Here is a 26,617-nt window from a genome sequence, read left to right as displayed (position 1 = left end):
GACCCCCGTTTCTCATACGATGTCGTGTTTTCAAAGCGTAGTAAAACATCAGGAAATTTTGTTGCGCAGTAATCGTAAAAACAGAAGAAAAGTTGTGACGGAAGTAGCCAAATGTTCAGTAGGTTTTCTGAACCAACGCTTGTGACCGCTCGTCGCCGCACGTAGCATTTCGCGCAAACTTTTACATCCTTGCAGCCTCCCAATTGAACGAGCTAATGCTCGTATACCAACTGTGAGGTGACAGAAATGGCTAACTCAGGAAAGGACAAGCCCGGTAATTTTGCCAATGATCGGGAAAAGGCCTCTGAAGCGGGCAAAAAAGGAGGTCAAGCTTCTGGTGGCCAGCATTCCCAAACGGCCGATAAATCCACCAGTGGTGGCCAAGGCAGCGGACGCAGCGGAAATTTTGCCGATGACCGTGAAAAGGCGTCTGAAGCAGGCAAAAAAGGTGGGGAGCATAGTGGTGGAGGACGGAAGTCCTAATGAGATGTAATTCTATTCAAGCTCCGGCGAAAAACCGGGGCTTGTTTTATAACAGGTTCCGAATCAAAAGCTAGAACGCAATACTAGAGTCATTGGTTTGAAATTGACCATGAGTTAAATATCTATTTGAAATTCTATATCGCCATTGTCTGTCTTTCGAGTATGAACAATAACGCCGGACAGTTTTCCGGATGAAGTGTCTATAGTCAAATGGCACGCTTTATGTAAGTCACTGGGAAACGGAGCGATAATTTGTATTTGGAAAGCGCTAGGGGTAATTGGAGTGATCACAACACCACATTCAATGCTTTTCGAAATGGGGCCTAAAAATGTGTCCCTTAGATAGCTTATGTTGGTAATATTTATGTTCATGATTCCCTCTGGCTGGCCTTAGTTTTTATATCTTCGTTGCCTATTTTTAGGGAGGCAGCATGCGTACAATCGCTTTTGATGTGCTTTTCTATAGCAAGTTATTCTCTATCAAACTAATGATCGAAAACGTTGCTCCCGTCACGATGATTATTAGAATAAGTAACAATGAAAGTAGGAGTGGTTTGTCGGGCATAATTGCTTGCTCAGGCATGTGTTGTTATGAAAAAGTGTAGTTGTGTTTTTTCAAGGTGCCATTCACAAGCGACTGATGGACGCAGGCAGGGTTGTAGAGAACTAGCAGTAGCTACCCGCCTTGCTGATACGCTTTCATCCTGAGTGTGTTAGCTTTGCGCGTGGATCATCACGTAGAACGCGTGAATCAAGCCAATCGACAAAGCAGACAGCTGACATTGGTTTCGCGAAAAGATAGCCTTGACCTTCCGTACAGCCCCAATCTTTAACCAGTCTCAGTACCTCTTCTGTCTCGATACCTTCAGCCACGATGCGATAATCCAAGCGATCGGCGAGCTCAATCAAAGTTCTTACGAGGCGTTGGTTTTTTTCATCCTCGTTCAACCGCGAAGTCAGTGATTGGTCTAATTTAACTGTAGTAGCTGGTATCTGACGTAGATATGTCCAATTGCTGTAACCTGTACCGAAGTCATCTATAGAGATCTCCATTCCTAACGCTCGTAAGCGCTGCAGTTGTAGAGATACTTCAGCGGCATTCGTTATCAGTTCGCTTTCTGTGAATTCGATTTCTATTTTATTGGATTGTAAACCGAACGCCGCCAGCAAACTTTCCGCACGATCGACAAAAGCCGGACTTTCAAGGTCGCTAACTGTTATATTCATCGCTATCCGAACAGCTTTACCTTCCAATTGCCACGCTTTTGCTTGACGTATGACTTCGTGAAGTACCCACTCTGAAAGTGGCTGCATAAGGGCGGTTTTTTGCACCAGTGGGATGAACTCCGCAGGATTTACTAATCCGAGAACGGGATGCGTCCAACGCAGTAATGCTTCTACACACGTACACTGTTCTGTTTTTAGATTAACCTGTGGCTGATACATGAGCCACAGTTGATCAGGGCACTTCAAAGCATTGGATAAATAGCTCAGAAGCATGAATGCTCTCTGGTGTGCTTCGTCGAATTTACTTTCATAGCCTGCCCAACCAGTTTTTCGATCCCGAGCGTTATCAGCGGAGCTAACCACCAACCTGAGCCAGTCTTGTGTAAGTTGATTCCTGTTTTCTAGTGCCAATACTCCCACTCCCACCTGCATGAGTATAGGGATACCGTCACATTCAATCGGCTCCTTAAAATCCTCAACTATGGGGCCGCACAACTGGGCGAGTGGACGTAAGCCAGGTGATATGAATCCAAAGCGTGTGGGACTGACTTTGTATAAGTGACAGCGTTCCGGCAAGAATTTCAAAAGTCGAGATTTAATGGCAAGCACTAGATTCTGAGCAAAGTTGTAACCTAATGCTTTGACCATGTCGTTAAGGAATTTTGGCGTTAATACATCAATTGCTACGAGTTGTGCTGTTTCGCCATTGTGCAGCACTTCTCGAATGTCTTCTTCTAGTCGAAGTCTATTGAATAGCCCTGTCGGCTGATCAACGAAGTTGCGTACACGGACACCCGTGATCCGCATCATTACAAGTTCTGCGAAATAAACAAGCATGGACTTTTCACGACTGTTCATCCCAGGCCTAGGCTTTGTATCTATGATGCACAAGCTTCCCAGACTCAGTCCATCGTCAGTCACTAAAGGAGCACCAGCATAATATCTAATGAATGGAGGGCCAGTCACAAGAGGATTGTCCTTAAAGCGATCATCGAGACGAGCGTCGAGCACCTCCAGTGGCTGTTTTGTGAGAATGGAGTAAGCACAAAATGAGGTTTCTCGCGGCGTCTCATCGACATCAATACCAACACGTGCCCGAAACCACTGGCGATGACGTTCAACAATAGTTATCAAGGATATCGGTGCATCGAAGAACTCCGCAGTCATCGACACTATCTTATCGAAGACCTCGTCTGAGTTGCTTTCAAAGGGACATAGATCAGCAACCTTCGCCAAGCGAATGGCTTCATCTGTCGGTAATGGGGCGCCTTTTTCCATAATTTCCTCGATTTGGCTCAGTTGTCACACTGTACCGAGTCTTCGTCCTTTTCGTTTAATCGCGCTATCTATGACTCTGATAGGGAAATGCGTCGTATAGTTCGAAGGATCGCTCATGAGGGGGGATTCAGGTGCAGAATGCTCCAGAAATGGTTAGGAACTCACTGCAAACCGACCATTGGTATGCAAAAAAAACGAACGTCGCACACACGATGTCGTTCCAACCTTCGCATCTCGTCATTGTAAATTCAGTGGGGAGAGATGCTGGCGTCTGCTGAATTCATAGGTTGCCCAGAACGGGCGTTTGGATTTAAATGTAAATTCCAATAAGAGATAACGGGGGATGCTGTCATGCATGCTGATCATAAGAGGGAAATGCTTATAGCGTGGCGCCAGCTGTACATGTGCCCGCAAATCGATCTCACTCCGGAGGAGCATTATGAGAAGCTGTTAAAAATGGCTGACAGGCTAGAGCATATCGGAGTCATTTCAGCTACAGAGTGGCGACAACTGATTCGTGAGGCTGGGAAAGTCATTGCTGAGTCAAAATAATCTTGAATATATTTTCATTTCATTCACTCTGAAATAACAGCTATAACAATGCATGCAGAGGCCGTTCGTCGCTTCGTTCGACCATTCGGATTCAATCCCAGTCTAAAAAAATATCAGTTCATGCGGGCTGTAATAGTTTGCGGGTCAAAAAGATGAACGATATTGACGATTTCAGAATTCGCTCTCATGAGCTGCTTTTACAATTAGATGCAGCTACCTGTCGAATGATGTTGCTAGTGTCGGCCGGTACGACTTCGGGGCCACAATGGATAGAGGCTGTCAGGGAGCAACATGAATGCTTCGAAAGGTGGATTATTTTCGTAAACCAAGGCACAAGCTCCACTTCTAATTAGAGATTTCATATGAAGAGGAATTGCGATGAAACCTTTCCACTGGTGCGCTTTCAGCTTCTCCTTTGAGGTATAGAAGTTCCTCTTCGGTTATCAATCCAATTTTCCAAAGAGATTGGCCATGACCAAACGCACCGTTGTACAGCTTAAGCAAAGCTGTTTCATTTCTGGCTTCAGAGAAAAAAATTAAATGATTTTTCGCTTTCACCAACACATCATCTTTCATGATCGGCATAGTCATCCGCCATCGTTTTATGCGTTCTGCTCCCAATCAGCAAATTGGTACAAGCCTAGTCTTAGAATAGGCTGGAAGCGAGGGTTGGACGTCAGTGAGTTACTCGACTGGTTCCATTTACAGTCAATACTTTGACTCGCTCTCCTGTTCGGAAAACTTCATTTTCTTGTACCTGTTGAACGTACGCGCGCATGCTGCCATCATCCTCTCGGACGGTGATTTCCACACCTTGAGTGCGCATCAAGCCTTCCTCTGTGGCAGAGCCTATCAGTCCGCCGGCCACCGCGCCTATGACAGCTGTGACAATGCTGCCGCGCCCGCCACCAATTGCGCTACCTCCAACGCCACCAACAATGGCTCCCGCACCCGCTCCTATGGGTGTTTTTGTTCCCTCAATTTTGACCGGCCTTAAAGAGTAGATTGTGCCCATCCGGACAGTTTGTTCTGTCCGTGCATCCTCCCTGGTGTAAGAGTCGCCACCTAGGTTTTTAGCGCAGCCTCCCACAACTAATAGGCTGGTTAATAAAATCGTTGCGGCGGAAAAGGCGGACACTGATCTCATTTCGAGCAACTCCTATTTAATAATTTGGACAGCGCTTCCTCTGAGGTGTCACGCCTTCCGTTAGGTTGATTAGCTCCTTAAATGATAGATGTCATACTGATACGGTATGACCAAGGGGTACACGCAATAATCTGATGCTTAATATTTGGCGAGACTGATCTGAATAAATTCTTCGTTTCGATCCATCGCTTGAATGCAGAAATCATCGGCAACTCTTGCCGACGTGTTGTACCGGCCAGTTGGATGGTCCTGTAATCACAGCCTCCAAATCCGGTATAACGAAAAACGGCGTATGAATACTGCTGTCAATGGACCGGCTTGATTGAGGGACGGAGGCGACCGCAGCCGCCTGTGGCCTAGAAATAGATCAGGGCCTCGACCAGCCCCGTCAGTTGGGTTCGATCGCGCCCGTCGCCAAACGGGTGATCGTCGGCATTGCCGTCGAACACGTCGTAACGCACCTCGGGGCGTAGCGAGATGTACTTGTTCAAGTCGTAACGCAGGCCGGCGGTGGCAGCATTGAAGTTGCCGCGGGCGGTGGAGACGGGCAGCAGGATGAAGCCGTCTGGATCGGCGAAATGCTCGGCGCGGAGCGAGTACGAGAGATCCGGTCGTTGCTGATAAGTGAGCACGGCGTTGGCACCCCACCAATGCGCGCTGTCAAAGCCGGGGCCGTTGATGATATTGGCCGTCCGGCGACACCAGGCGCGATGTCGGCGCCTGTACATCGCTGAAACTGTCGTTCTGTTCATCACCGAGGATGAACTCGTAATCGATCCAAGTTTGCATGTCGGCGGTGCGCCAACGCAAGGCGCCCATCAGCGACTTGCTGTCGTTGTGTCGCGCAGATTGCCCCAGCCCTGCACCACGCCCAGTTCCGCACCGAGAATCCCTGATGGCCCTTTATACAAACGCGTACCGAGCTGGACGCCGCCGATCGTCCCGGGTTCGCTGACGAATGCGTAGGTTTTGCTGGCAACGGGTTGCGTGCGGCACGAATGTTCGGCGGGATTTCATAACCCAGCGCCGGGCCGAATACGCCGGCCATGGCGGTGATGCCGGGACCGTAGGGCAAGTAAGCGGTGGCGGCGATGTTGGGGATGGCGAGGAATTTCTGTTTGTCGCGCTGGGCCTTGGCCAGATCGTCGTCGCCGGGCGAGTTGACATCCCAGTGCATCCGAGCCCTGAGTGCGGGCGAACTGGGCGTTGCGCCCGTAATTCATTTCAAAGGTGAAGCCGAAGGAGGGATCGGTCGGCGCCGGGCCGGGCAAGGGCGTGATACGCGGGATCATGTCGCCTCTGAGCACCTTGTCGACGAACAGGTGCAGACCACTCCATTCCAGTCCTTCGTCGGCGAAACCCACGAGCGGCAGGTTGCTCAAGCCGTCCTCGCGTTCGTCGTGAGTGGAGCGGTTGTTGCGCGAGTCACCGACATCAAACAGGCCGGAGAACGTTATCCCGAATTCCTTTTCCAGCGTGTCACCGAACAAGCTGCGAAACAGCGTGCCTTCTCCCGTTTCAGCGGGTTCGGCGGCGTGGGAATTGAGCGTCGCGAAGGCGGCCAGAACCGCACCAAGCGCTTTCACCTTGATGTTGTGCATTGTCTGTCTCTTATTTTTGTTGTCAGAACGTTGAAAGGGGTGGGCATCCATGCCCGTGAAAACTCGGTATCAGACGTGGCAGGCTCGGGCCTCGTTGGTGACGGATTGCTGGCCGGGGTTGAGCTGCAATTGCTGGCGAAGGGAATTGAGCAGTTTCGGCAGCGCCGACAGCTCGGCCACGCCGCCATAGCAGTAGTAATCCGGGCGCACAATGACGACCTTAAGGCCAGCCCCGGCCATAAACTGCAGGTACTTGCCCGAAACGTCGCGGTAGATGCCTTGGGCGCTGTCGGATTGTGGCGCTAGGCGCACGACTTGCAGGCCGTAGTCGCGTATGAACGACAGCTGCTGTACATCAAGCAGCGCCAACGGGTCTTCGTCACCGCGCACCAACAGATGGAAGCCGCGCTGAATCACATCGTCGTAGCGGCTGACGTGGCCATCGATTTCAATCGAGCCGTGTACCCCAAGCAGGCCGCGCAGCGGGTTTTCCTCCTGCAGCAAACCGTCAGTCAAACCGGGGAACGGTGGCAGCGGCGCGACGTTGCCGCTCAAGTACGCGGCGTCACGTTCGGCGGCTTTCACCGGGTCGGACACGCAGACCACCTTGCCCATTGCCATGGACGCTTCGATCACTGCACGAATCTGCGGTTTGCGCTCCAGCGTGTAACTGTCCAGCAGGCTGTTGTCGGCCAGACCGCGCAGCAGCAGATCGAGGCGCCAGGACAGGTTCCAAGCATCGCGAATCCCCGAACACATGCCCTGACCCATGAACGGCGCATCACGTGAGCGGCGTCGCCGACGATCATCACCCGGCCGCGGTGCCAGTCGGCGGCAATCCGCGAGCGGAATTGATAGACCGCTTGGCGTACCAGATCGGCAGTGTCGGGCGTGACCTAGCGCGACAGCAGCGACCAGACCTTGTCGTTGTCTTGCAGCTCCTCGAGAGTTTCGTGGGGCACGCGCATGAATTCCCAGCGCCGAAAACCGGGGCCGCCGGGCACCATGGTGGTCGGGCGCTCGGGATTGCACCACTGGCCGATGTCCGGCACGTCCAGCTCTACGCCGGGCTTGGGTTGCAGATCGACCACCAGCCAGTCTTCCTGGAAGTCCAGATCCTGCCATTCAATGCCCAGCGACTGACTATGAAGCTGTTGGCGCCATCGGCGCCGATCACGTAACGCGCACGCACGCTTTGCTGTTCTTCGCCCAGCGTGAACTTGCCGTCCTGACGAATCACCCGGTTGAGCAGCATGTCGCAGCCATCGGCGTCCTGTTCGAGCGCGGTGGCTTCCCAGCCCTGATGGATCTGCACGTTGGCGATGCTTTTGGCTTTGCGATCGAGCGCCGCTTCCAGCAACGGCTGATTGAACAGATAGCCGAATGGTCCGTCGCTGATCGATTCGGCCGACCAGTCGATCTCGACCAGCACTTTCCAGTCAGCGTTGAACCACTGGTAACGCGCCGAGGGTTGGGAGATTTTCGCCAGTTCTTCGCCCAGCCCCATCGACAGGAAAACCCAGCGGATTTCGTGATCATGGAAAACCGCGCGGGGCAGCGGATAAAGCGCCGGCCAGTGTTCGAATACGGCGACCGAATAACCAATCTGGCCAAGCAGGATGGCGAGGGTCTGGCCCACCGGGCCGTAACCGGCGATGGCGACATCGACTGTGGTGTGCTGATTCATGACTGTGCCTCGTGTACTTCGCAATGAATGCCCGGGCATGGCGCCGCCGTCACGCGATCGGGAGGACTCGCGCCATGCAGGAATGTCAGATCAATGAATGTGCGGCAGGGCGGCTCAGGCGGGGGCCGGGATGTCCACTTCAGTGTTGAAAATGAAATTGTCCGGGACGTCGGGGCCACAGAGGTACAGGGAGTTTTCCGGTGGGTAATCGCCGGCGGGCCATTCGCTGCCTTCGCCGATGTAGTCCATGTCTGCCGAATATTCGCAGAACGAGCCCCACGGATCCTGCACATAGTGGAAGTAGTTCGAACCCAGGCAATGGCGCCCGGTGCCCCAGCCTTTAGTGTGGCCGGCAGCCGCCATTTGCACGGCGCCCGTGCCGACTTCATCGATGCTGTCGACTTCCCAGGCCGCGTGGTGCCAGCCCTTGGCGCTGCTTTTGGCAAACGCCACCAGACGATGATCGCAACCGTGCGGGGCGTGGCTGAAGGCGATGATGTCCAGCGACTTGTCGGAGAGCTTCAGGCCCAGTGCCTGCTCGTAGAAGTGCAGGGCACCGAGCACGTCCGGGGTGAACAACAGCACATGGGAAAGGCGGCGAGGGCGCACTTGCGGCAGGCCATCGCGGGTTGTTGCGCCGCGATGATCGGCGGGTGTGCTGTTGCTGCAATGCGCGGACTTCTGGTCGGGCATGGTTTTCTCGCCGACCTTGATCTGCAGCAGATTGCCGTCGGGATCCCGGAACCAGATCCCGGCCTCGGGCCGATCTTCAAACCGTCCGCCGGCGCGCTCGATTTGTTGGCGCAGTGGGGCCTATAACCAGCTTCCTCCTTGGCCCATGAGCGCTTTTTTGTCATGGGCCTTTTTTGCTCTTTGGTAAGCAGGATAGCCAGTGACGCACTTGAAATTATTTCCCTTTCAGTCCTTTCACTGACCTGGCTCGTTCTGAAGGAGTTGAAGGTCGACTGATCGCCAGCGTAAGCTTCGAGAAACTCCGCAAAACCAGATAGCTGTCAATGACCCGACAGCTGTTATCAAACCATTGGAGAGAGTCCTAGACAGATGAACGCTCGTTGCTTAGCTGGAAGAAATATATAGGGCGTATCACGGTCAACTCATAACTCAACTAAATGGATGTTTAGTTGAGTTAGCTTGAATTTTAGTTAATGTCCGTTATTTTGGCATTGGAGGAAGGTCATATTCCAAAATACATATCTCCTATCAAGCACTAGTAACAAGCGCTTTGACGCGTCTTTCGCCTATGCGTTCAACACCCGCGTAATAAGTAAAGATATCTGAGCCTGGTGCGGTTCTAGGCGCAGTTGTTGGCCAAATCCTGGCGGTTCGCTTACTTTATACAAAATGGTGCAGTCTTGGATGTTTAATGGGAAAACCAGCGCATCAACTGTATACATGAATCCTGAAGCAATCTGGAAAATGTAATCCGTTCTCACGCGCTCCCCGGGCACTTGGAACCGACCGTAAGCCATGGCAATGAGAGGTTGGACAACCCAATGGGCTGTTGCATTCAGCCAAGGCGGTAACGCCACCTGAACATCTACAACCGAAGTTGAAGAGCTTGCGCAGTTACAGATATCTAAAAATCTCAACAAATCAGTACCGCACTCCAAGCGTTTTATCTGTATACCAGCGTCGCGATCCAATTTATCCACCAGTCCCACGTAGATACGAGCGGTCTCGGTAGACGAGCTTTTTTCCGTCGTCTGCTTAGTCATAAATCGCCTCTCAATGAGTCCTATAGATTGTAGTGCTATAGGGCGCAAAAAGGCTTCATCATTCCTTTTGCACGGTGAGCAAAATGGAATTGAAGACTGCTTTCGCGGAAGCTTTACGGAATATGAGATTGCGCAAAGGACTCACACAGGAGGATTTCGGCTTGGTCAGCAGTCGAACCTACATAAGCAGTCTAGAGCGGGGCATGAAGGGTGTTACCTTGGAAAAGGTGACGCAGCTTGCAGATAGAATGGGAGTGCACCCGCTAACCTTGCTTGTCGATTGCTATAAAGTTCAGTCAGGACAGACCCTCGAAGAGCTTTTTGAGATGATCCGAACGCAGCTTACCGAAACAAAGTGATGAATATGAACGCTCAAAAACTCAGAAAGCGCTCGCTACCAGCGGCTATCATGGCGCGGGTAGCGAGCGGAAACGTGTTCAAGGCAGAATATCCGGAGCCGGAGCCGGAGCCGGAGCCTTGGAGCTTTGCTCATAGAGTCGATATGCGAGTCTGATTCCTAGTAGTGACAAAGGAGGTCTCGGGCAGGCGTCAATCCAAAAGAATTGAGCTGACCAGAGCTGTTACGCATACTCGACAGCGTTGCCAAGTCATTGGCCAATTTCGGTATGGCCGTCCCTGAAGTCTGCGCACCAACACCATGGCGAAACCTCAGATTTCACACAGTGTCGTGATAGACGCTCTGGGTAGTTTTGTTCATGTAGACCCCGATCAGGTGCAACGGATGCGACAAGATCGGGGCTGGTCCGTTGAGAAATCTAACGACTGCTGGTCGCTCGATCTGCAACCAGCCCTGGAAACGAGACACCAGACTCGATTCACGCATTTTCATGAAACATCGCTAACTACATTCTAGAATTGGAGGACAAGTGCCGGATTCCAGAGATTACTTCCGGAAAATTCCAGGAATTAGTTATACGGACAGAGGTTCTGGATTGAAATGTGGCGTGCAACCGGGTTGATCTTGAAACATCTTGTTACGTGTAATGTATATTATGTTAAACCGTGTATTACGCTACGCGCCATCCTGCACCAACATCTGTCTCCACTCCAACAATCACCCCAGCACCCTATAAATCTCAGAAACCACCTGCATCGTGGCGTCTTCGATGGTTCCCTCATTACGGCACAGAACCCAACCGTGCTCCTTGACCGCTTGCTCGAACATCTCCGTACACGCCACATGCTCTGCGTACTTCTGGATCACAGTGCCGCCCAATCCTCGCGCTCGTGTCGCAGCCCTTGTCCATGAAATATCCGGATTGGTGACGACGCCAACATGCAGGTCCGGCACTCGCACGTCTCGATCCAGGTTCAACTGAAGAATCTCGGCAAACGGGATGGTTCGGCGAAACGCGGCATCGGACGGATACCAGCGATCGATCAGGATGATGCTGTCCAGCGGCTGCTCCGTCAGCACGTTTCCGGAAATCCAGCGCCGACTATCAGCCAGGCGCTGGCACACAGCCCATTCCAGATCCTCGGAAGGATTTCTGGCAAGCGCGTTGATCAGGGCCATGGTTTCACCCCGGAAAGGATCGCTTTTTCTCTCGCACAGCCGGATGACTTTCTTGTTGCCGGCCCTAAGTGCCGTCGTAACGGCCTCCAACAGCGTGGTTTTGCCGGTGCCTTTGGGCCCATCCAGAGAAACAAACAGCGGATGATTCATTGTTCACATAACCATGTTTGTGGAGGGCCACTCTAACCGCATTCCTGGCATTCCAATGGCTGAATTGTCATTTCCAATGGCATGGCCCTGCCCTCACCCCGGCCGTCCGCTGTCATGAGCTTCATGCTGCAGACATCGAGTACAGCCAACACCTGCGACGTCTGCAATAATGCCGACCACAGCGGCGCGAAGGCATATCGAGTGCTCGTGTCCACATCTGCTTTTTGGGTTTGGAGGACTTCATGCAGGACATTATTGACGGCTTTCTGCGCTTTCAGCGCGAGGTTTATCCGCAACGTGTCGAGCTGTTCAAGCAGCTCGCGACAGAACAGAATCCGAAGGCGTTGTTCGTCACCTGCTCGGACAGCCGTGTGGTGCCGGAACTCCTTACGCAACGCGAACCGGGCGAACTGTTCGTGATTCGCAACGCCGGCAACATTGTGCCGTCTTACGGCCCTGAACCGGGAGGCGTCTCGGCGACCGTCGAATATGCGGTCGCCGTGCTTGGCGTACAGGACATCGTGATCTGCGGCCACTCGGACTGTGGGGCGATGGGCGCGATTTCACGCTGCACGTGCCTGGATCATCTTCCGGCGGTGGCTAACTGGCTACGTCACTCGGACGCCGCGAAAGCGATCAACGCAGCGCATGAGTTCGACACGCCCCGCGCCAAGCTGGATGGTCTTGTGCGTGAAAACGTGATCGCGCAACTGGCGAATCTGCGGACTCATCCATCGGTGGCCCTGGCGCTCGAACAGGGGCGGATGAATCTGCACGGCTGGGTCTACGACATCGAGGCGGGATGCATCGATGCTCTGGATGGCGCGACACGCAAATTCGTTTCACTGGCTGATTCGCCGACCACCGTTGCGATCGCAGCGCGTAACGGCAGACAGATGTGATGGCGACGAGCGATCGGTCGTTGAATCCATAACGTCCATGAAAGACCGGTTAAAACAAAGGGCCCCGAGGGGCCCTTTCCTTTAATTCAATTTTCCAGTTTTTCAACGTCTGCTGAAAAACTGGCCACTCACTCAGCGACGGAAAATTCGGTTTATCAGGATCAATGCCGCAGCACCTATCGCGATTGCAGCGATCGGTTTTTCTTTAACGAAGGTCGACACGTTATCCAGCGCATCGCCGTAGGTTTTAGTCAGCTGTCCAGCTGCTTGATGTCCAGCACCTTCGGCTTCCATCTTCGAATCACCCATCAATTTCCCGACCGCGCTCTGCGCCTTGCCAGCCAACTTTTCCGCTACACCTTCTACCTGTTCACTCTTCATGATTCATAAACCTTCTTTCAAGTGGGAAGCTCTGAGTCTCGACAGAAAAATTGACTGGTGGCTGTGAGGTGGAGTTCCATCAAATGACAAAGCCAGAGGCCAGGAATCAAGAAATCAAGAAGACGCCGAGGATGAACAGTAGCCAAGCCGGTGGGTGTCCTCAGCTTTGCAAAAGCTGTTTGGTCATCGCCATCGACGTCTGCAACGACTGCCCCGTCCGCTGCAGTTTGTTCAACAAACTGGCGCCCAACCAGAGTTGGTAAAGGGTTTCTGCCAGTTGCCGAGCATCGGCCTCTGGCAAACTTTTATCCAACTGCCCTTCTTCCAGGCATGTCGTGATCCGCGCAACGATGCGCTCGGCGCCGTCACGCAAGGTGAGGCGCATCGACTCGGACAGGTCGGCGACTTCCGCGCTCAACTTCACCACCAGACACTCATCGCCATGACCTTCCAGGGTGCAGCGGTTCTGCCAGCCCTGCCAGTAATCCATCAGCCGTTCATAGGCGCTGAGCCCAGGCAGCGTCAGGCGTCGCTCCATGTCCGCGAGGTAGCCGACAAAGTAGTCCTCCAGCAGCGCCTGGCCGTAGAGTTCCTTGGATTTGAAGTAGTGATAGAACGAGCCCTTGGGCACACCGGCGGTCTGCAGGATCTCGCTCAGGCCAACGCTGGTGAAGCCCTTTTCGGCCATCATGCGGTGGCCGGTGTCGAGCAGGTGTTGGCGGGTATCGTCGTAGGTCGGTTTCATGGGGCGCAAAATACCAAACATTAGACCAGTCGTATATTTCTGATGAGCAGGAGTTTGCCACAGTGATGGCGCGGAAACACGGGCGCAAAAATTTACTAGACGACCGGTCTAATATAAATCTATTCTGTGCCCCGTCACTCCTTCCGAGGTGTCGCAGACGAACCCGTCGAGGACACCAGACCAATACAGGGCGCTCTATGAAAATCTTGATGGTTCTGACTTCCCACGATCAGCTTGGCAACACCGGCAAGAAAACCGGCTTCTGGCTCGAAGAGTTCGCGGCCCCCTATTACGCCTTCAAGGATGCCGGCGCGCAGATCACTCTGGTATCGCCGGCCGGCGGCCAGCCACCGCTCGATCCGAAAAGCGATGAGCCCGATGCGCAAACCGCTGAAACCGACCGCTTCCGCCAAGACCCTGCTGCTCAGCAGGCGCTGGCCAATACCGGGCGCCTGGCGGACGTCAGCGCTGAGGATTTCGATGCCGTGTTCTACCCGGGTGGCCACGGCCCGCTGTGGGATTTGGCCGAAGACAAGCACTCGATCGCCTTGATCGAAGCCTTCGACCGCAGCCACAAACCTCACGGTTTCGTCTGCCATGCGCCGGGCGTTCTGCGTCACGTGGTGGCTGCCGATGGCAAACCGTTGATTCAAGGCCGGGACGTCACCGGTTTCACCAACGCTGAAGAAGCCGCTGTAGGCCTGACCGATGTCGTGCCGTTCCTGATCGAAGACGAATTCCAGCGTCTCGGCGGCCGCTACTCCAAGGTCGCTGACTGGCAGGTTCACGTGGTGACCGATGGCCAACTGGTGACGGGTCAAAACCCGGCCAGCTCGGCAGCCGTCGCCGAAAAACTGCTGAAGCTATTGGCCTGAGCCCTCCAGCGTCCAGACACCGTGCGCATCCCGCACGGTGTTTTTTTTACCGCTCCACTAGTCGACTGGTCTAATAAGACCAAAACAGGAATCACATGAAAAACAGCCCTTACTTCACCCCCGTCAAACTGGGCCTGCACACCCTGAAGAACCGCATCGTCCTGCCGCCCCTCACCCGCCAGCGCAGCACACAACCGGGCAATGTCGCCAACGCATTGATGGCCGAGTATTACCAGCAACGCGCCGGCGCCGGTCTGCTGGTCACCGAAGGCACGCAGATCGAGCCTCGCGGTCAGGGCTACGCCTGGACTCCCGGCATTCACACCCCTGAACAAATTGCCGGATGGCGCACAGTCACCGAAGCGGTGCATGCACAGGACGGCGTGATTTTCGCGCAGCTTTGGCACGTCGGCCGTGTGTCCCACACCGCGCTGCAACCCGATGGGGCGGCCCCGGTTTCAGCGTCCGCCATCGCCACCGAGCGAGTCAGCGTGTTCATCGAAACTGCGCCGGGCGCCGGCGAGCTGGTTACGCCATCCGCGCCGCGAGCACTGAGCACCGATGAAGTCCAGGAACTGGTTCAGCTCTATATACAGGCGGCGCGCAATGCGCTGGACGCCGGCTTCGACGGGATCGAACTGCACTGCGCCAACGGCTATCTGGTAAACCAGTTCATTTCTGCCCACAGCAATGTGCGCACCGATCAGTACGGTGGCTCGCTGCACAATCGCCTGCGTTTTCTGCGCGAAGTGGTGTCGGGTGTCGCCGAGTGCATCGGCAAAGAGAAAGTCGGTGTGCGTTTCGCGCCGCTGTTCACCACCACCGATGAAGCGCGCACCTATCTGGGCATGGTCGAAGAGGACCCGCACACCACTTACATCGAAGCGATCAAAGTGCTTGAGGATGTGGGCGTCGCCTACCTGTCAATCGCCGAAGCTGACTGGGACGACGCGCCCGCGATGCCGCAAACCTTTCGCCGTGCAGTGCGCGATACCTTCAGTGGCGCGATCATCTACGCCGGGCGTTACAACCCTGAGTCCGGCGCGCAATTGCTTGAATCGGGACTGGCGGATCTGGTGGCTTTCGGCCGTCCGTTCATGGCCAACCCGGACCTGCCGGCGCGCATCGCCAATGACTGGCCGCTCAATCCACTGAATCCTGCGACGGTCTACGGCGGCAATGCCGAAGGCTATGTGGATTACCCGACCTACAGCGAATAAAGGGAGTTTTTTTGGTTATCGACGCCGCCAGCTCACCTGCGCAGACCTGCAACATCTGCCCCGGCCAATGCCTGTGTTTCGGCGTTCTTCAGGAGAACTGGATGCTTTAGATTTGGGGGGGCGGATAAAAAGGCCCCGACTGCCAAGCCTCGCGGAACGGCATCGGGGCGCAGTGACAACGTCTGCTGAGTAATGTCACTCCGGTGACATCAGCACCGCCAAAGTCATTTTTATGAGCTCCTCATTTGTGTCAATGATGGATAGCGATCCACGAACGTTGTCAGCAACATCTGTATTGCCGGTTTTTTCAGCAAAATCAGCGAGTACTGAGACTGCAACCTCTAGCGCGCACTGATTTTTATAAATTTTAGAAAGCAGGTCTGGCAGCATGTCCGAATTATGCATGGCTTTGATTCCTTCCGTGAGTTAACCGTGTGTTGGATGGCTTATCCATTTTGGAACCGATCCAGCCATTTAGAGCCTGTTAGAAATACTAGTTTTTTAGACGATTTTATTTCGAACCATATTCAGAACAATACGTATCAAAAACTTATAGATCGCTTCGTACAAGGGGCGAGATCATCCGAATCCTCCCGCAAAATTGATGGGTCTCCCGATCACTTCCAGAGGTTGGATGCGCTTGGGCACGACTGGCGCCGTAACCGTAGTGTTCGAGGCAGTGTGAGAACTGAGCAATAATTTCGCGAATTCGCACCGCGCTCCCACTCCCTCGGGAGCGCTTCCTCTTCTCCCCCGCTACACCCGCAACCTCGCGCGCTGCGCTGCGAGTTTTTCGCATCTGCACGAAAAAGATTGCCGACTCATTGTCAGGTGGATTTTTTCAGCCTATCTTGAGTAAAACCTATACAACGGATCATCACGCGTACAACTTACTGACAATGCTCAGGTCGGGGCGAAAACCGCATGGCTTGCTGTCGGCAGCATTCAGGCTGTATTCAGCCTCAATGACTTGCTGCACAGACTTCAGGGTTTTGCTCTCATACAAGCGCCATAAACCTGTACAGACACTTTAAGCCGTACAAGCAGTTAATTCACTTCAACACGCGTGCATTCAGGAAGTAAGGCCATGACCCGATTTCTGCTGTTACTGGCGCTGACACTCGGCGTTGCGAGCTGTGGCAGCGTGGATGTCAGCCACTATGCCGATCAGCAACCGGCGCTGGACCTGCAGCGCTTTTTCAGCAAACCCGTGAAAGCCTGGGGGATGTTTCAAAAGCGCTCCGGGGAAGTGGTCAAGCGCTTCGAGGTCAACATCGTCAGCCACCGCGAAGGCGACAACCTGATTCTCGATGAGCGCTTCCTGTACAGCGACGGCACGCGCCAACGCCGCGTCTGGACCCTGACGCCCGAGGGCCAGGGGCGCTGGAGCGGGCGTGCGGGTGATGTGGTGGGGGTCGCCACAGGTCAGGTCGCCGGCAATGCGCTGCACTGGCGTTATCGCCTGAATCTGCCGGTTGATGGCTCGACCTATGAAATGAGCATGGACGACTGGATGTACCAGATGGACGAGGACACGCTAATCAACCGCACCAGCATGACCAAGCTCGGTGTTGAAGTCGGACAGGTGACCTTGTTCTTCCGTCGCGTTGACGCCGGTCACACTGAATGAACATTACTCGCCGTTTGTGCCTGGTGCTGGGCGATCAGTTGTCCTTCGATCTGGCTTCATTGCAGACGCTCGATAGCGAGCGCGACAGCGTGCTGCTGGTCGAGGTCATGGAAGAAGCCAGCCATGTGCCGCACCATCCACAGAAGATTGCCCTGATCTTCAGCGCCATGCGCCATTTCGCCCAGGCCCTGCGAGATCAGGGCGTTCGTGTCGAATATGTGACCCTGGATGATCCGCACAACAGCGGCTCGGTACCGGGGGAATTACGCCGCTGGCAACAGCGGTTGCAGGCCGAGGAAGTGCACGTCACCGAATGCGGCGACTGGCGTCTGGAGCAATCGATCAGGGACTGTGGCTTGCCCATTCATTGGCACGCCGATACGCGTTTTCTTTGCAGTCGCGATGAGTTCGCCGCCTGGGCCGCCGGCAAAAAGCAGTTGCGCATGGAATTCTTCTATCGCGAGATGCGCCGCAAGAGTCGCTTGCTGCTCAATGGCGACGGCACGCCGGTGGGTGGTGCGTGGAATTTCGATGCAGAGAACCGCAAGGCCCTGCCCAAAGGCGTGAAAGCCCCCTACCCGATCCGTTTCGGTAATGACGCGATCACCCGCGATGTGCTCGCCCTGGTGAGGGCACGCTTCAGTCAGCACTATGGCGCACTCGACGACTTCAACTACCCGGTCACCCACGCCGACGCGCAGGCGCTGTGGGAGTATTTTCTGGACTATGGCCTGGCAGGTTTCGGCGACTATCAGGACGCCATGGCCAGTGACGAACCGTTCCTGTTTCATGCGCGCATCAGTGCCGCGCTCAATATTGGCCTGCTGGATTTGCGGCAGTTGTGCAGTGATGTCGAGTCCGCCTATTGGGCCGGCAGGATTGCCCTGAATGCCGCTGAAGGCTTCATTCGGCAACTGATCGGCTGGCGGGAATATGTGCGCGGCGTGTACTGGCTGAAAATGCCGGACTACGCACTGGGCAACGCATTCGGCAACGACCGGCCACTGCCCGAGTTCTACTGGACCGGCGCTACGCAGATGAACTGCATGCGCCACGCCATTGGCCAGAGTCTGCAGCACGCCTACGCGCATCACATCCAGCGGCTGATGGTCACCGGTAATTTTGCCCTGCTCGCCGGCATCGCGCCGAGCCAGATCTGTGAGTGGTATCTGGCGATCTATATGGACGCTTTCGACTGGGTCGAGCTACCCAACACCTTGGGCATGGTCATGCATGCCGATGGCGGTTACCTCGGTTCCAAACCCTATTGCGCCAGTGGCCAATACATCAATCGCATGTCCGACTACTGCCGAAGCTGCGCCTACAAGGTCAGCGAAAGTACCGCGGACAATGCCTGCCCGTTCAATGCGTTGTACTGGCATTTTCTGATGCGCCACGGCGAACACCTGCGCGGCAATCAGCGCATGGCGATGATGTACAAGAACCTCGACCGCATGCCGCCAGCCAAGCAGGAGGCGCTGTGGCAACGCGGGCAGAACCTGTTGGCGCGCCTGGATAACGGCGAATCGATCTGAAATGAACGCCCGCTTGCGCGGGTGGTGAAACTTAAGCGCAGGGTGCCCGGTCAACGGATGATCGGCGCTCGAGTCCCCTGCGAGTGCAACGTTCAACTGCTCGTGTTGTGCCTACGCGCGCTATGAAGCCAGCCCCTGAACATTCAATAAAGCAGGTCACATGGATACCCTTGAACACCTTAGTCGCGAAGCGCTTGAGTCAGAGGTAAGGCGATTGCGCGCGGCGCTTCAGTGCCCTCAGGTCGACACACAGGTCGTTGACCTTGATCGCGACATGGCGGCGCAACTGCAAGCCAGTCGGGATGCGCTCGCCCGCAGCGAGGCACGCTTCATCACCATTCTGGAAACCATCGAATCGGCGTTCGCCATCGTCAAGGTCAAATTCGACGCCGAGGATAAACCCGTCGATTACTACTTCGTCGAAGCCAACCCGGCGTTCGAACACCAGTGCGGGGTCAACCTGCGCGGCAAGTGGGTGACCGAGTTCGCGCCCAATCTGGAAAGCTTCTGGTTTGAAACCTACGGCCACGTGGCCAAGAGCGGCGAACCGGCGAACTTCGAGAGCTACGCCAACACCTTCGAACGCTGGTTCGACGTGCGCGCGGTGCGGGTCGGCGATCCGGCCGACCGGCAGATTGCGATCCTGTTCAACGACGTCACCCAGCGGCGCGACGCCGAGGAGCGTTTGCGTGCCAGTGAAGCGCTGGCGCGGGAGAACGTCGAGCGTGTGCAACTGGCGCTCGCCGCCGGGGCCATTATCGGCACCTGGCACTGGGACCTGCTCACCGACCGTTTTGCCGTGGACGAAGCGTTCGCCCGGGTGTTTGATCTCGACCCGGCGCTGGGCCGCGAAGGGCTCAGCCTCGAACAAGTCATGGTGACCGTGCATCCCGAAGACCAGGATGGACTGACCACCGCGATCAACGAAGCCCTCGGCCGTGGTGGTGCCTACTCCCACCAGTACCGTGTGCGCCGCGCTGATGGCAAATACCAGTGGATCGAAGCCAACGGGCGTGTTGAGTGTGCCGATGATGGAACGCCGCTGCGCTTTCCCGGCGTGCTGATCGATGTCGAGGAACGGCGCAATGTCGAAGCGGAGCGCGACCGCGCCATCGCCGCGTTGCGCGCGCTCAACGATACGCTGGAGCAGCGCGTGACATCGCGCACCGCAGAGTTGATGCAGGCCGAAGAGAAACTGCGCCAGTCGCAGAAAATGGAGGCCGTCGGCCAACTGACCGGGGGCCTGGCGCATGACTTCAACAATTTGCTGGCCGGCATTTCCGGCGCGCTGGAGTTGATGGGCGCGCGGATCAGCCAGGGCCGGCTGAATGAGGTCGACAAATACATGGTGACCGCCCAGGGCGCGGTCAAGCGCGCCGCCGCCCTGACCCACCGCCTGCTGGCGTTTTCCAGACGCCAGACTCTCGATCCGCGCCCCACCGATGTCAACACGCTGATGATCGGCATGACCGAACTGATCCAGCGTACGGTCGGCCCCAGCATCGTTCTGGAAACCCGCGCCGCGCCGGGGCTGTGGCCAACGCTGGTGGATGCCAGCCAGTTGGAGAACGCCCTGCTCAACCTGTGCATCAACGCGCGCGATGCGATGCCGGATGGCGGGCGCATCACCATCGAGACAGCCAACCGCACGCTGGACTGCGAGACGGCGCGCACCCTGGACATGCCCGAGGGCGAATACCTGTGTCTGTGCGTGACCGATACCGGCACCGGGATGACCGCCGATGTCATCGCCAAGGCCTTCGATCCGTTCTTCACCACCAAACCGCTGGGCCAGGGCACCGGGTTGGGGTTGTCGATGATCTATGGTTTCGCCAAACAGTCCGGCGGCCAGGTGCGCGTGCATTCCCAAGTCGGCCAAGGCACGGAAATGTGCATTTACCTGCCTCGCTACCACGGCGAGCCCGTGCCGAATCAGGATCACAAGGACAACGCGCCGGCCGCCTTGCCCAAGGCTGGCGAGACGATTCTGGTGGTGGACGACGAGCCTACGGTGCGTGCGCTGCTGACAGACGTGCTGGGCGATCTCGGCTACACCTTGATAGAGGCCGCCGACAGTGTGGTCGGGCTGAAGATGTTGCGCTCGGACATACACATCGACTTGCTGATCACCGACGTCGGCTTGCCGGGTGGCATGAACGGTCGGCAACTGGCCGATGCCGGCCGGGAAATCCGCCAGAACCTGAAGACCCTGTTCATTACCGGGTACGCGGAAAACGCGGTGATTGGCGCCGGTCAGCTTGGCCCGGACATGCAGGTGCTGACCAAGCCGTTTGCCGTCGACACGCTGGTGGCGCGGGTCAGCGACCTGATGGCGATGAAATCCGAATGAGCGACCGTTGCGGCGCTGTAATCCCAGAGAAAGTGGCTGCGGCCAAGGAGTGATAAATGGTGACGTTTCTGATTTTTCTGATCGCGTGCGGCGCTGCAGCGACTACCGGGGTGATTTTCAAACCCGGGTCATGGTACGAAGCGCTGAACAAACCCGGTTTTACCCCACCCAATTGGGCGTTTCCGGTGGCCTGGACCATTATCTATCTGTTGCTGGCCTGGGCCGGTTATCGCTTGAGCCTGACTCCTGGCAGTCAGACAGTTCTGGCGTTGTGGGCCGCGCAAATTGCCTTGAACACGTTGTGGACGCCGGTGTTCTTTGGCGCGCATCAGGTCGCCGCTGCCATGGTGATCCTTGTGGTGCTGTGGCTGGTGGTCGCGGCGATGGTGTTCCTGGCGTTGCGTCTGGATTTGATCACCGGGTTGATCCTGTTTCCGTATCTGGCCTGGCTGTGTGTGGCGGCAGCGTTGAATTTCTCGATTCTGCGCAATAACCGCGGCTGATGGCGACAGCTGTCATAACTCGCATTTTTTCTGACAGAAAGGCTTATTTACAGGCATACAAAATATCTTCCAGCCCCTTGAAAGCGCAGGTCCCCGCTCAGGACGGGGATTTCGCAATGAACAACAGTTCATTACTGAATTAGTGATTTAACTAGGTAGTTACCTATCTATATAATGCACGCCTCATTTCAACGGGACATTCAACGTGAAGCAGAGTCAACGCCTCTCGGGCATATCAAAATTCATTCTGGTCGGGCTGGGGGTGATCATCGCCCTGCTCGGCCTGGCACTTGCGGCTGGCGGAGTGAAGCTGGTCAGCCTGGGAGGGTCGTGGTACTTCCTGGTCGGCGGTCTGGTGATGGCCGTTTCCGGCCTGCTGATCGCTCGCTTCAAGACGGCAGGCGCCTGGCTGTTTGCAGCGTTTCTGGTGGGGACAGCGATCTGGGCGGTGAGCGATGCCGGGCTGGTGTTCTGGCCGGTGTTCTCGCGTCTGTTCATGTTCAGCGCCGTGGGTCTGGCGGTGACGCTGGTCTATCCGCTGCTCAAGCGTGCCAACGGTGATGTTCCGGGTCGTGGCGCTTACGCCGTTGCCGCTGTCCTGGCCGTGGGACTGGCGGTGGCTGCCGGCAACATGTTTGTTGCGCATCCGACCGTCGCTGCCACCGGCACTGGCCCAGGCCTGACCCCGGTTGAGCCGGACAAAGCGCAAAAAGACTGGGCGCACTACGGTAATACCGAGGGCGGCAGCCGCTTTGCTGCGCTGGACCAGATCAACCGCAGCAACGTCGACAAGCTCAAAGTGGCGTGGACCTACCACACCGGTGACGTTGCCGAGAGCGATGGCAACGGTGCCGAAGACCAGCTCACTCCGCTGCAGATCGGCAACAAAGTGTTCATCTGCACCCCGCACAACAACCTGATCGCGCTGGATGCCGACACCGGCAAAGAGCTGTGGAAGAACGCGATCAACGCCAAATCGAAAGTCTGGCAGCGTTGCCGTGGCATGGCCTATTTCGATGCGACCAAGAGCATCGCTCAGCCAAGCAATTCGAGCATCATCGAAGCCAAACCGGCCACAGCCGCCAATTGCCAGCGCCGTCTGCTGACCAACACCATCGACGCCCGGCTGATCGCGGTCGATGCCGACACCGGCGAGTTCTGCCAGGGTTTCGGCAACAACGGCCAGGTTGATCTGAAGGCCGGTCTCGGTGACGTGCCGGACAGCTACTACCAGCTCTCCTCCGCGCCGCTGATGGCCGGCACCACTGTGGTGGTCGGTGGTCGTGTAGCCGATAACGTACAGACCGACATGCCGGGTGGCGTGATCCGTGGTTTTGACGTGATCACCGGCGCCATGCGCTGGGCCTTCGACCCGGGCAATCCGCAGGACAAACAGGCACCGGCCGACGGCAGCACGTACGTGCGCAGCACGCCGAACAGCTGGGCGCCGATGTCCTACGATCCTGCCACCAACACCGTGTTTCTGCCGATGGGCAGCTCGTCCACCGACATCTATGGTGTCGAGCGCAGCAAACTCGATCACACCTACGGCGCCTCGATCCTCGCGCTGGACGCCACCACCGGTGATGAACGCTGGGTATTCCAGACCGTGCACAACGATCTGTGGGACTTCGACCTGCCGATGCAGCCGAGCCTGATCGACTTCACCAAGGACGGCAAAACCGTTCCGGCGCTGGTCATCGGCACCAAGGCCGGGCAGATCTACGTGCTCGACCGCGCCAGCGGCAAACCGTTGACCGAGGTTAAAGAAGTCCCGGTCAAAGCCGCGAACATCCCGAACGAACCGTACTCGCCAACCCAGCCAAAATCCGTGGGCATGCCGCAGATCGGTGCTCAGCACCTGACTGAGTCGGACATGTGGGGCGCCACCCCGTACGATCAGTTGCTGTGCCGGATCGATTTCAAATCGATGCGTTACGACGGCCTGTACACCGCGCCGGGTACCGACAAATCGCTGAGCTTCCCGGGTTCGCTGGGCGGCATGAACTGGGGCAGCATCTCCACTGACCCGGTACACGGTTTCATCTTCGTCAACGACATGCGCCTGGGTCTGTGGATTCAGATGATCCCGTCGCAGAACAAGGCTCAAGCGTCGTCCGGTGGCGAAGCGTTGAACACCGGCATGGGCGCGGTACCGCTCAAAGGCACGCCGTATGCGGTGAACAAAAACCGCTTCCTGTCGGTGGCCGGCATTCCTTGCCAGGCTCCGCCGTTCGGCACCCTGACCGCGATCGACATGAAGACCCAGAAAGTCGCGTGGCAGGTTCCGGTCGGCACCGTTGAAGACACCGGTCCACTGGGCATCCGCATGCACCTGCCGATCAAGATCGGTCTGCCGACCCTCGGCGGCACCCTGTCGACCCAGGGTGGCCTGATCTTCATCGCCGGTACCCAGGACTTCTACCTGCGCGCCTTCAACAGCGCCAATGGCGAAGAAATCTGGAAAGCGCGTCTGCCAGTCGGCAGTCAGGGCGGCCCGATGACTTTCGTTTCGCCGAAGACCGGCAAGCAGTACATCGTCATCACCGCTGGTGGTGCACGTCAGTCGACCGATCGCGGCGACTACGTGATGGCTTACGCCTTGCCGTAAATCGCAGCGTCCGTGCTGAACACGGGCGCTTTCTTTTTTGCGCGCGGCACCTGAGGGTGCCGCGCCGCTTTCCGATATCGCTACCGCTTTGAGCAGGAAGATCTCCATGTTTGGTTTTACTCGTAACGGCTGGGTCAATGGCGTGCTGTTGGGCCTGACCTGCACCACCCTGCCCGCCTTCGCCGATACTGATTCGAACCTGTTGACCCGTAACACCCTGACCGGTGACTGGGGCGGTCTGCGCCAGCAGATGGAACAAGACGGGATCAAGTTCACCGGCGATTACACCGGCGAAATGGCTTACAACGCCGATGGCGGTCTGCACCGCTCCGGCCGTTACTCGCAGAACATCAAGCTCGGCGCGCAGTTCGACCTGAGCAAGTTGTATGGCGTAGAGAACGCCGGCAAGGTTCAGCTGACCATCAACGACCGTCGCGGCAACAGCGCCTCGGAAGACCTGGTTGGCAACCGTCTGCCGATCCAGGAAAACTACGGCGGCCTCTACACCCGCCTGACCGAACTCAGCTACGAGCGCAGCCTGTTCACCCCGTCGCTCAACGTAAAACTCGGCTACATGGCCATGGGCAACGACCTCGGCGGCCTCGACAGCGGCATTCTGTGCAACTTCATGAACGCCGGTTTCTGCGGCCATCCGCTGAACATGTCCGGCGGCAGCGGCTGGACCAACTACCCGAACGCGCACCTGGGCGTACGGGTGAAATACGACTTGTCGCCGTCCTGGCAACTGCGCGTGGCGGCGTTCAATGTCGACCCGGAGAGCAACGGCAACTCCAGCCGCGCCTGGCATCTCGGCCCGAAACACACCACCGGCACCGTGGTACCGATCGAGCTGGTGTACAAGCACGCAGGTCAATTGCCCGGCGAATACAAGCTGGGTTACTACTACGACAGCTCCGACGTGAAACGCATCGGCAGCGACAAAGAAGTCTCCGGCCGTGGCGGTCACTACTTGCTGATCGATCAAGCCGTATGGAGTTCGCCAACGCCCGAGGGCCGCAGCCTGCATGCGTTCGGCCAATACTCGGCGGCCAGTGAAGCGGCTTCGCCATTCAGCAAGTGGTACGGCACCGGTCTGGTGCTATACAAGCCGTTCGAAGGTCGCCCGCGTGACACCGTCGCCCTGGGCTACGGCCGCGCCGTGCCTAACCCGCGCAGCCGCGACGTGCAACAGGACGCCGCCATGGCCAACGGCGCGCAGTTCCCGAACCTGGACAGTGGCGAGCAGTTGATCGAACTCGGCTACGGCTACCAGGCCACGCCGTGGCTGACACTGCGCCCGAACCTGCAATACATCATCGAACCGGGGGCCTTTTCCGGGCAGGACATCGACAATGCATTGGTGTTTGGTTTGCAGGTGAAAGCCTCACTCTGAGTCTTCTGGCAGAACGGCAGGCAATAAAAAACCCGGCGTAATGACCGGGTTTTTTATTGCCTGAAAATTGTCGTAACCAAGAAGCTCAGTCGACACCGAACCTTTACCCCCAAACCTGCGTCCGAGCTAAGGCGTTAACGCTTACCGCTCGCCACGAGGTTTCCGTTTGAAAGCTGCCATCGTCAAAAAATACCGTCTGATCATCAAGACCATGGGCTACGTGGGCTGGTCGCTGTTCTGGCTGTTGCTGTGGGACATCGCCGTCACCGTCGACTTCATGTTGTTCCTCAACGCCAAGATCAACCTGCCGCTGATGCCGCTGACGCTGCTCGGTTCAGCGCTGGTGGTGTTGATCAGTTTCCGTAACAGCAGCGCCTACAACCGTTGGTGGGAAGCGCGCACCCTGTGGGGCATGATGATCAACAGCTCGCGCAGCTTCGCCCGGCAGGTGCTGACGCTGCTGGATGATCCTGACAACGAAGTGAACCCGGTGAAAGCGACGCTGTTGCGCCGCCATGTGGCCTACGTCAATTGCCTCGCCGCGCATCTGCAGGGTCAGCCTTGCCCGGAGGGGGTCCGCGCGTTCATCCCGGCGGATGAGTTCGCCCGCAGCGGCACCACCAACAACTTTGCCAACGACATCCTCACCGGTTCCGCGGCGTTGCTGGCCCGGGAATACAAGGCCGGGCGCCTGGACAGCATTCGGCTGGCACGGCTGGAATCGACGATGGTCGAGCTGTCCAACAGCCAGGGTGGGATGGAACGCATTGCCAATACCCCGCTGCCCTACCCTTACGTGTACTTCCCACGCCTGTTTATCTCGCTGTTCTGCCTGATCGTGCCAGTGGGGCTGGTCGAATCACTGGGCTGGTTCACGCCGCTGGCCTCGACGGTGGTGGGCTTCATGCTGCTGGCCATCGAGCGCATCGGCACTGACCTGCAAAGCCCGTTTCGTCATAGCGAACACCAGATCCAGATGGAAGCCCTGTGCGAAACCATCGAGAAAAACCTGCAGTCGATGCAGCGTGATTCGTTGGGGGATGCGCGCAGGGTTGAAGAAACGGCTTGAAGATC

General features: G+C 56.5%; 23 protein-coding genes and 2 pseudogenes. 12 read left to right on the top strand and 13 right to left on the bottom strand.

From position 1 onward, the window contains the following. The first annotated feature begins 246 nt into the window (after positions 1-246). Positions 247-483, top strand: a complete 237-nt coding sequence (locus ACIP8I_RS02370) for a general stress protein (RefSeq protein ID WP_007961021.1) — start codon at positions 247-249, stop codon at positions 481-483. Between the two features lie 699 nt (positions 484-1,182). Here ACIP8I_RS02370 and ACIP8I_RS02365 read toward each other — a convergent pair. From ACIP8I_RS02365 to ACIP8I_RS02325, 9 genes and pseudogenes are all read right to left on the bottom strand, one after another. Beyond that, a complete protein-coding gene (locus tag ACIP8I_RS02365) occupies positions 1,183-2,988 on the bottom strand; it encodes an EAL domain-containing protein (RefSeq protein ID WP_400758362.1) in 1,806 nt (601 codons plus the stop codon). A gap of 897 nt (positions 2,989-3,885) precedes the next feature. Further along, entirely contained in the window at positions 3,886-4,131 is a 246-nt protein-coding gene (locus ACIP8I_RS02360; RefSeq protein ID WP_400758360.1) for a hypothetical protein, read from the bottom strand. An 85-nt stretch (positions 4,132-4,216) separates the two neighbouring features. Beyond that, positions 4,217-4,687, bottom strand: coding sequence for a glycine zipper 2TM domain-containing protein (locus ACIP8I_RS02355; protein WP_400758359.1), 471 nt, complete (start codon positions 4,685-4,687; stop codon positions 4,217-4,219). 356 nt (positions 4,688-5,043) lie between these two features. After that, positions 5,044-6,288: pseudogene (locus tag ACIP8I_RS02350) on the bottom strand (outer membrane beta-barrel protein). A 69-nt stretch (positions 6,289-6,357) separates the two neighbouring features. Further along, positions 6,358-7,097, bottom strand: a pseudogene (locus ACIP8I_RS02345) (FAD-dependent monooxygenase). Between the two features lie 87 nt (positions 7,098-7,184). Further along, on the bottom strand, positions 7,185-7,379 hold the full coding sequence (locus tag ACIP8I_RS02340) for a hypothetical protein (RefSeq protein ID WP_400758357.1): 195 nt from the start codon (positions 7,377-7,379) through the stop codon (positions 7,185-7,187). Further along, positions 7,349-7,975 carry an FAD-dependent monooxygenase gene (locus ACIP8I_RS02335; RefSeq protein WP_400758355.1) on the bottom strand — a complete coding sequence of 209 codons (627 nt, stop codon included), beginning with the start codon at positions 7,973-7,975 and terminating at the stop codon, positions 7,349-7,351. Before ACIP8I_RS02335 ends, ACIP8I_RS02340 begins: the two co-directional genes overlap by 31 nt. Before the next feature lie 114 nt (positions 7,976-8,089). Then, positions 8,090-8,668, bottom strand: coding sequence for a VOC family protein (locus ACIP8I_RS02330; protein WP_400758353.1), 579 nt, complete (start codon positions 8,666-8,668; stop codon positions 8,090-8,092). A gap of 566 nt (positions 8,669-9,234) precedes the next feature. After that, positions 9,235-9,711: a hypothetical protein gene (locus ACIP8I_RS02325; protein ID WP_400758351.1), complete on the bottom strand. Its 477-nt coding sequence runs from the start codon at positions 9,709-9,711 to the stop codon at positions 9,235-9,237. Positions 9,712-9,833: 122 nt separating this feature from the next. Between ACIP8I_RS02325 and ACIP8I_RS02320 the strand changes: the two genes are divergently transcribed. Then, positions 9,834-10,070: a helix-turn-helix domain-containing protein gene (locus tag ACIP8I_RS02320; RefSeq protein WP_400758563.1), complete on the top strand. Its 237-nt coding sequence runs from the start codon at positions 9,834-9,836 to the stop codon at positions 10,068-10,070. Positions 10,071-10,786: 716 nt separating this feature from the next. On the opposite strand, the gene ACIP8I_RS02315 is transcribed toward ACIP8I_RS02320, so the two are convergent. After that, positions 10,787-11,398, bottom strand: coding sequence for a dTMP kinase (locus ACIP8I_RS02315; protein ID WP_400758349.1), 612 nt, complete (start codon positions 11,396-11,398; stop codon positions 10,787-10,789). A gap of 242 nt (positions 11,399-11,640) precedes the next feature. Here ACIP8I_RS02315 and ACIP8I_RS02310 point away from each other — a divergent pair, with 242 nt between their 5' ends. Next, complete coding sequence (locus tag ACIP8I_RS02310; protein ID WP_007967157.1) at positions 11,641-12,300, top strand: carbonic anhydrase; 660 nt, start codon at positions 11,641-11,643, stop codon at positions 12,298-12,300. A gap of 132 nt (positions 12,301-12,432) precedes the next feature. On the opposite strand, the gene ACIP8I_RS02305 is transcribed toward ACIP8I_RS02310, so the two are convergent. Both ACIP8I_RS02305 and ACIP8I_RS02300 read right to left on the bottom strand, forming a co-directional pair. After that, positions 12,433-12,681, bottom strand: a complete 249-nt coding sequence (locus tag ACIP8I_RS02305; protein ID WP_007967156.1) for a CsbD family protein — start codon at positions 12,679-12,681, stop codon at positions 12,433-12,435. A gap of 160 nt (positions 12,682-12,841) precedes the next feature. After that, positions 12,842-13,426 carry a TetR/AcrR family transcriptional regulator gene (locus ACIP8I_RS02300; protein WP_400758347.1) on the bottom strand — a complete coding sequence of 195 codons (585 nt, stop codon included), beginning with the start codon at positions 13,424-13,426 and terminating at the stop codon, positions 12,842-12,844. Between the two features lie 197 nt (positions 13,427-13,623). On the opposite strand from ACIP8I_RS02300, the gene ACIP8I_RS02295 reads away from it, so the two are divergent. Together ACIP8I_RS02295 and ACIP8I_RS02290 are read left to right on the top strand one after the other, a co-directional pair. Beyond that, the gene (locus ACIP8I_RS02295; protein ID WP_400758345.1) at positions 13,624-14,301 is read left to right on the top strand and encodes a type 1 glutamine amidotransferase domain-containing protein; all 678 of its coding nucleotides are present in this window, start codon (positions 13,624-13,626) and stop codon (positions 14,299-14,301) included. 95 nt (positions 14,302-14,396) lie between these two features. Further along, positions 14,397-15,521 carry an alkene reductase gene (locus tag ACIP8I_RS02290; RefSeq protein ID WP_400758343.1) on the top strand — a complete coding sequence of 375 codons (1,125 nt, stop codon included), beginning with the start codon at positions 14,397-14,399 and terminating at the stop codon, positions 15,519-15,521. Between the two features lie 195 nt (positions 15,522-15,716). On the opposite strand, the gene ACIP8I_RS02285 is transcribed toward ACIP8I_RS02290, so the two are convergent. Beyond that, entirely contained in the window at positions 15,717-15,926 is a 210-nt protein-coding gene (locus ACIP8I_RS02285; protein ID WP_400758342.1) for a hypothetical protein, read from the bottom strand. Between the two features lie 682 nt (positions 15,927-16,608). On the opposite strand from ACIP8I_RS02285, the gene ACIP8I_RS02280 reads away from it, so the two are divergent. The 7 genes from ACIP8I_RS02280 to ACIP8I_RS02250 all read left to right on the top strand — a co-directional run bounded on the left by ACIP8I_RS02280 (position 16,609) and on the right by ACIP8I_RS02250 (position 26,612). After that, positions 16,609-17,151: a DUF3833 domain-containing protein gene (locus ACIP8I_RS02280; protein ID WP_400758341.1), complete on the top strand. Its 543-nt coding sequence runs from the start codon at positions 16,609-16,611 to the stop codon at positions 17,149-17,151. Then, entirely contained in the window at positions 17,148-18,686 is a 1,539-nt protein-coding gene (locus ACIP8I_RS02275; protein WP_400758340.1) for a cryptochrome/photolyase family protein, read from the top strand. The genes ACIP8I_RS02280 and ACIP8I_RS02275 overlap by 4 nt, the downstream gene beginning before the upstream one ends. Positions 18,687-18,846: 160 nt before the next feature. Beyond that, entirely contained in the window at positions 18,847-21,036 is a 2,190-nt protein-coding gene (locus tag ACIP8I_RS02270; RefSeq protein WP_400758339.1) for an ATP-binding protein, read from the top strand. A gap of 59 nt (positions 21,037-21,095) precedes the next feature. Beyond that, positions 21,096-21,539, top strand: a complete 444-nt coding sequence (locus tag ACIP8I_RS02265) for a TspO/MBR family protein (protein WP_400758561.1) — start codon at positions 21,096-21,098, stop codon at positions 21,537-21,539. Positions 21,540-21,744: 205 nt separating this feature from the next. Next, entirely contained in the window at positions 21,745-24,150 is a 2,406-nt protein-coding gene (locus ACIP8I_RS02260) for a glucose/quinate/shikimate family membrane-bound PQQ-dependent dehydrogenase (protein WP_400758338.1), read from the top strand. A gap of 106 nt (positions 24,151-24,256) precedes the next feature. After that, on the top strand, positions 24,257-25,543 hold the full coding sequence (locus ACIP8I_RS02255; RefSeq protein WP_400758337.1) for a carbohydrate porin: 1,287 nt from the start codon (positions 24,257-24,259) through the stop codon (positions 25,541-25,543). A gap of 166 nt (positions 25,544-25,709) precedes the next feature. Beyond that, a complete protein-coding gene (locus tag ACIP8I_RS02250) occupies positions 25,710-26,612 on the top strand; it encodes a bestrophin family protein (protein WP_400758335.1) in 903 nt (300 codons plus the stop codon). The last annotated feature ends 5 nt before the right edge of the window (positions 26,613-26,617 follow it).

The sequence above is a fragment of the Pseudomonas sp. NPDC088414 genome, assembly GCF_044753325.1.
Classification (GTDB): Bacteria; Pseudomonadota; Gammaproteobacteria; order Pseudomonadales; family Pseudomonadaceae; genus Aquipseudomonas.
Note: the sequence above shows the minus strand (reverse complement) of the source record. Positions and strands in the feature narration are given on the sequence as shown.

Excerpts from the sequence above, each read along its gene's own strand:
- ACIP8I_RS02280 (WP_400758341.1), top strand. The coding sequence starts at position 16,609 with ATGACCCGATTTCTGCTGTTACTGGCGCTGACACTCGGCGTTGCGAGC.
- ACIP8I_RS02360 (WP_400758360.1), bottom strand. The coding sequence starts at position 4,131 with ATGACTATGCCGATCATGAAAGATGATGTGTTGGTGAAAGCGAAAAAT.
- ACIP8I_RS02310 (WP_007967157.1), top strand. The coding sequence starts at position 11,641 with ATGCAGGACATTATTGACGGCTTTCTGCGCTTTCAGCGCGAGGTTTAT.
- ACIP8I_RS02335 (WP_400758355.1), bottom strand. The coding sequence starts at position 7,975 with ATGAATCAGCACACCACAGTCGATGTCGCCATCGCCGGTTACGGCCCG.
- ACIP8I_RS02355 (WP_400758359.1), bottom strand. The coding sequence starts at position 4,687 with ATGAGATCAGTGTCCGCCTTTTCCGCCGCAACGATTTTATTAACCAGC.
- ACIP8I_RS02370 (WP_007961021.1), top strand. The coding sequence starts at position 247 with ATGGCTAACTCAGGAAAGGACAAGCCCGGTAATTTTGCCAATGATCGG.
- ACIP8I_RS02300 (WP_400758347.1), bottom strand. The coding sequence starts at position 13,426 with ATGAAACCGACCTACGACGATACCCGCCAACACCTGCTCGACACCGGC.
- ACIP8I_RS02315 (WP_400758349.1), bottom strand. The coding sequence starts at position 11,398 with ATGAATCATCCGCTGTTTGTTTCTCTGGATGGGCCCAAAGGCACCGGC.
- ACIP8I_RS02320 (WP_400758563.1), top strand. The coding sequence starts at position 9,834 with ATGAGATTGCGCAAAGGACTCACACAGGAGGATTTCGGCTTGGTCAGC.
- ACIP8I_RS02330 (WP_400758353.1), bottom strand. The coding sequence starts at position 8,668 with ATGCCCGACCAGAAGTCCGCGCATTGCAGCAACAGCACACCCGCCGAT.
- ACIP8I_RS02275 (WP_400758340.1), top strand. The coding sequence starts at position 17,148 with ATGAACATTACTCGCCGTTTGTGCCTGGTGCTGGGCGATCAGTTGTCC.
- ACIP8I_RS02255 (WP_400758337.1), top strand. The coding sequence starts at position 24,257 with ATGTTTGGTTTTACTCGTAACGGCTGGGTCAATGGCGTGCTGTTGGGC.
- ACIP8I_RS02305 (WP_007967156.1), bottom strand. The coding sequence starts at position 12,681 with ATGAAGAGTGAACAGGTAGAAGGTGTAGCGGAAAAGTTGGCTGGCAAG.
- ACIP8I_RS02285 (WP_400758342.1), bottom strand. The coding sequence starts at position 15,926 with ATGCATAATTCGGACATGCTGCCAGACCTGCTTTCTAAAATTTATAAA.
- ACIP8I_RS02270 (WP_400758339.1), top strand. The coding sequence starts at position 18,847 with ATGGATACCCTTGAACACCTTAGTCGCGAAGCGCTTGAGTCAGAGGTA.
- ACIP8I_RS02365 (WP_400758362.1), bottom strand. The coding sequence starts at position 2,988 with ATGGAAAAAGGCGCCCCATTACCGACAGATGAAGCCATTCGCTTGGCG.
- ACIP8I_RS02295 (WP_400758345.1), top strand. The coding sequence starts at position 13,624 with ATGAAAATCTTGATGGTTCTGACTTCCCACGATCAGCTTGGCAACACC.
- ACIP8I_RS02290 (WP_400758343.1), top strand. The coding sequence starts at position 14,397 with ATGAAAAACAGCCCTTACTTCACCCCCGTCAAACTGGGCCTGCACACC.
- ACIP8I_RS02325 (WP_400758351.1), bottom strand. The coding sequence starts at position 9,711 with ATGACTAAGCAGACGACGGAAAAAAGCTCGTCTACCGAGACCGCTCGT.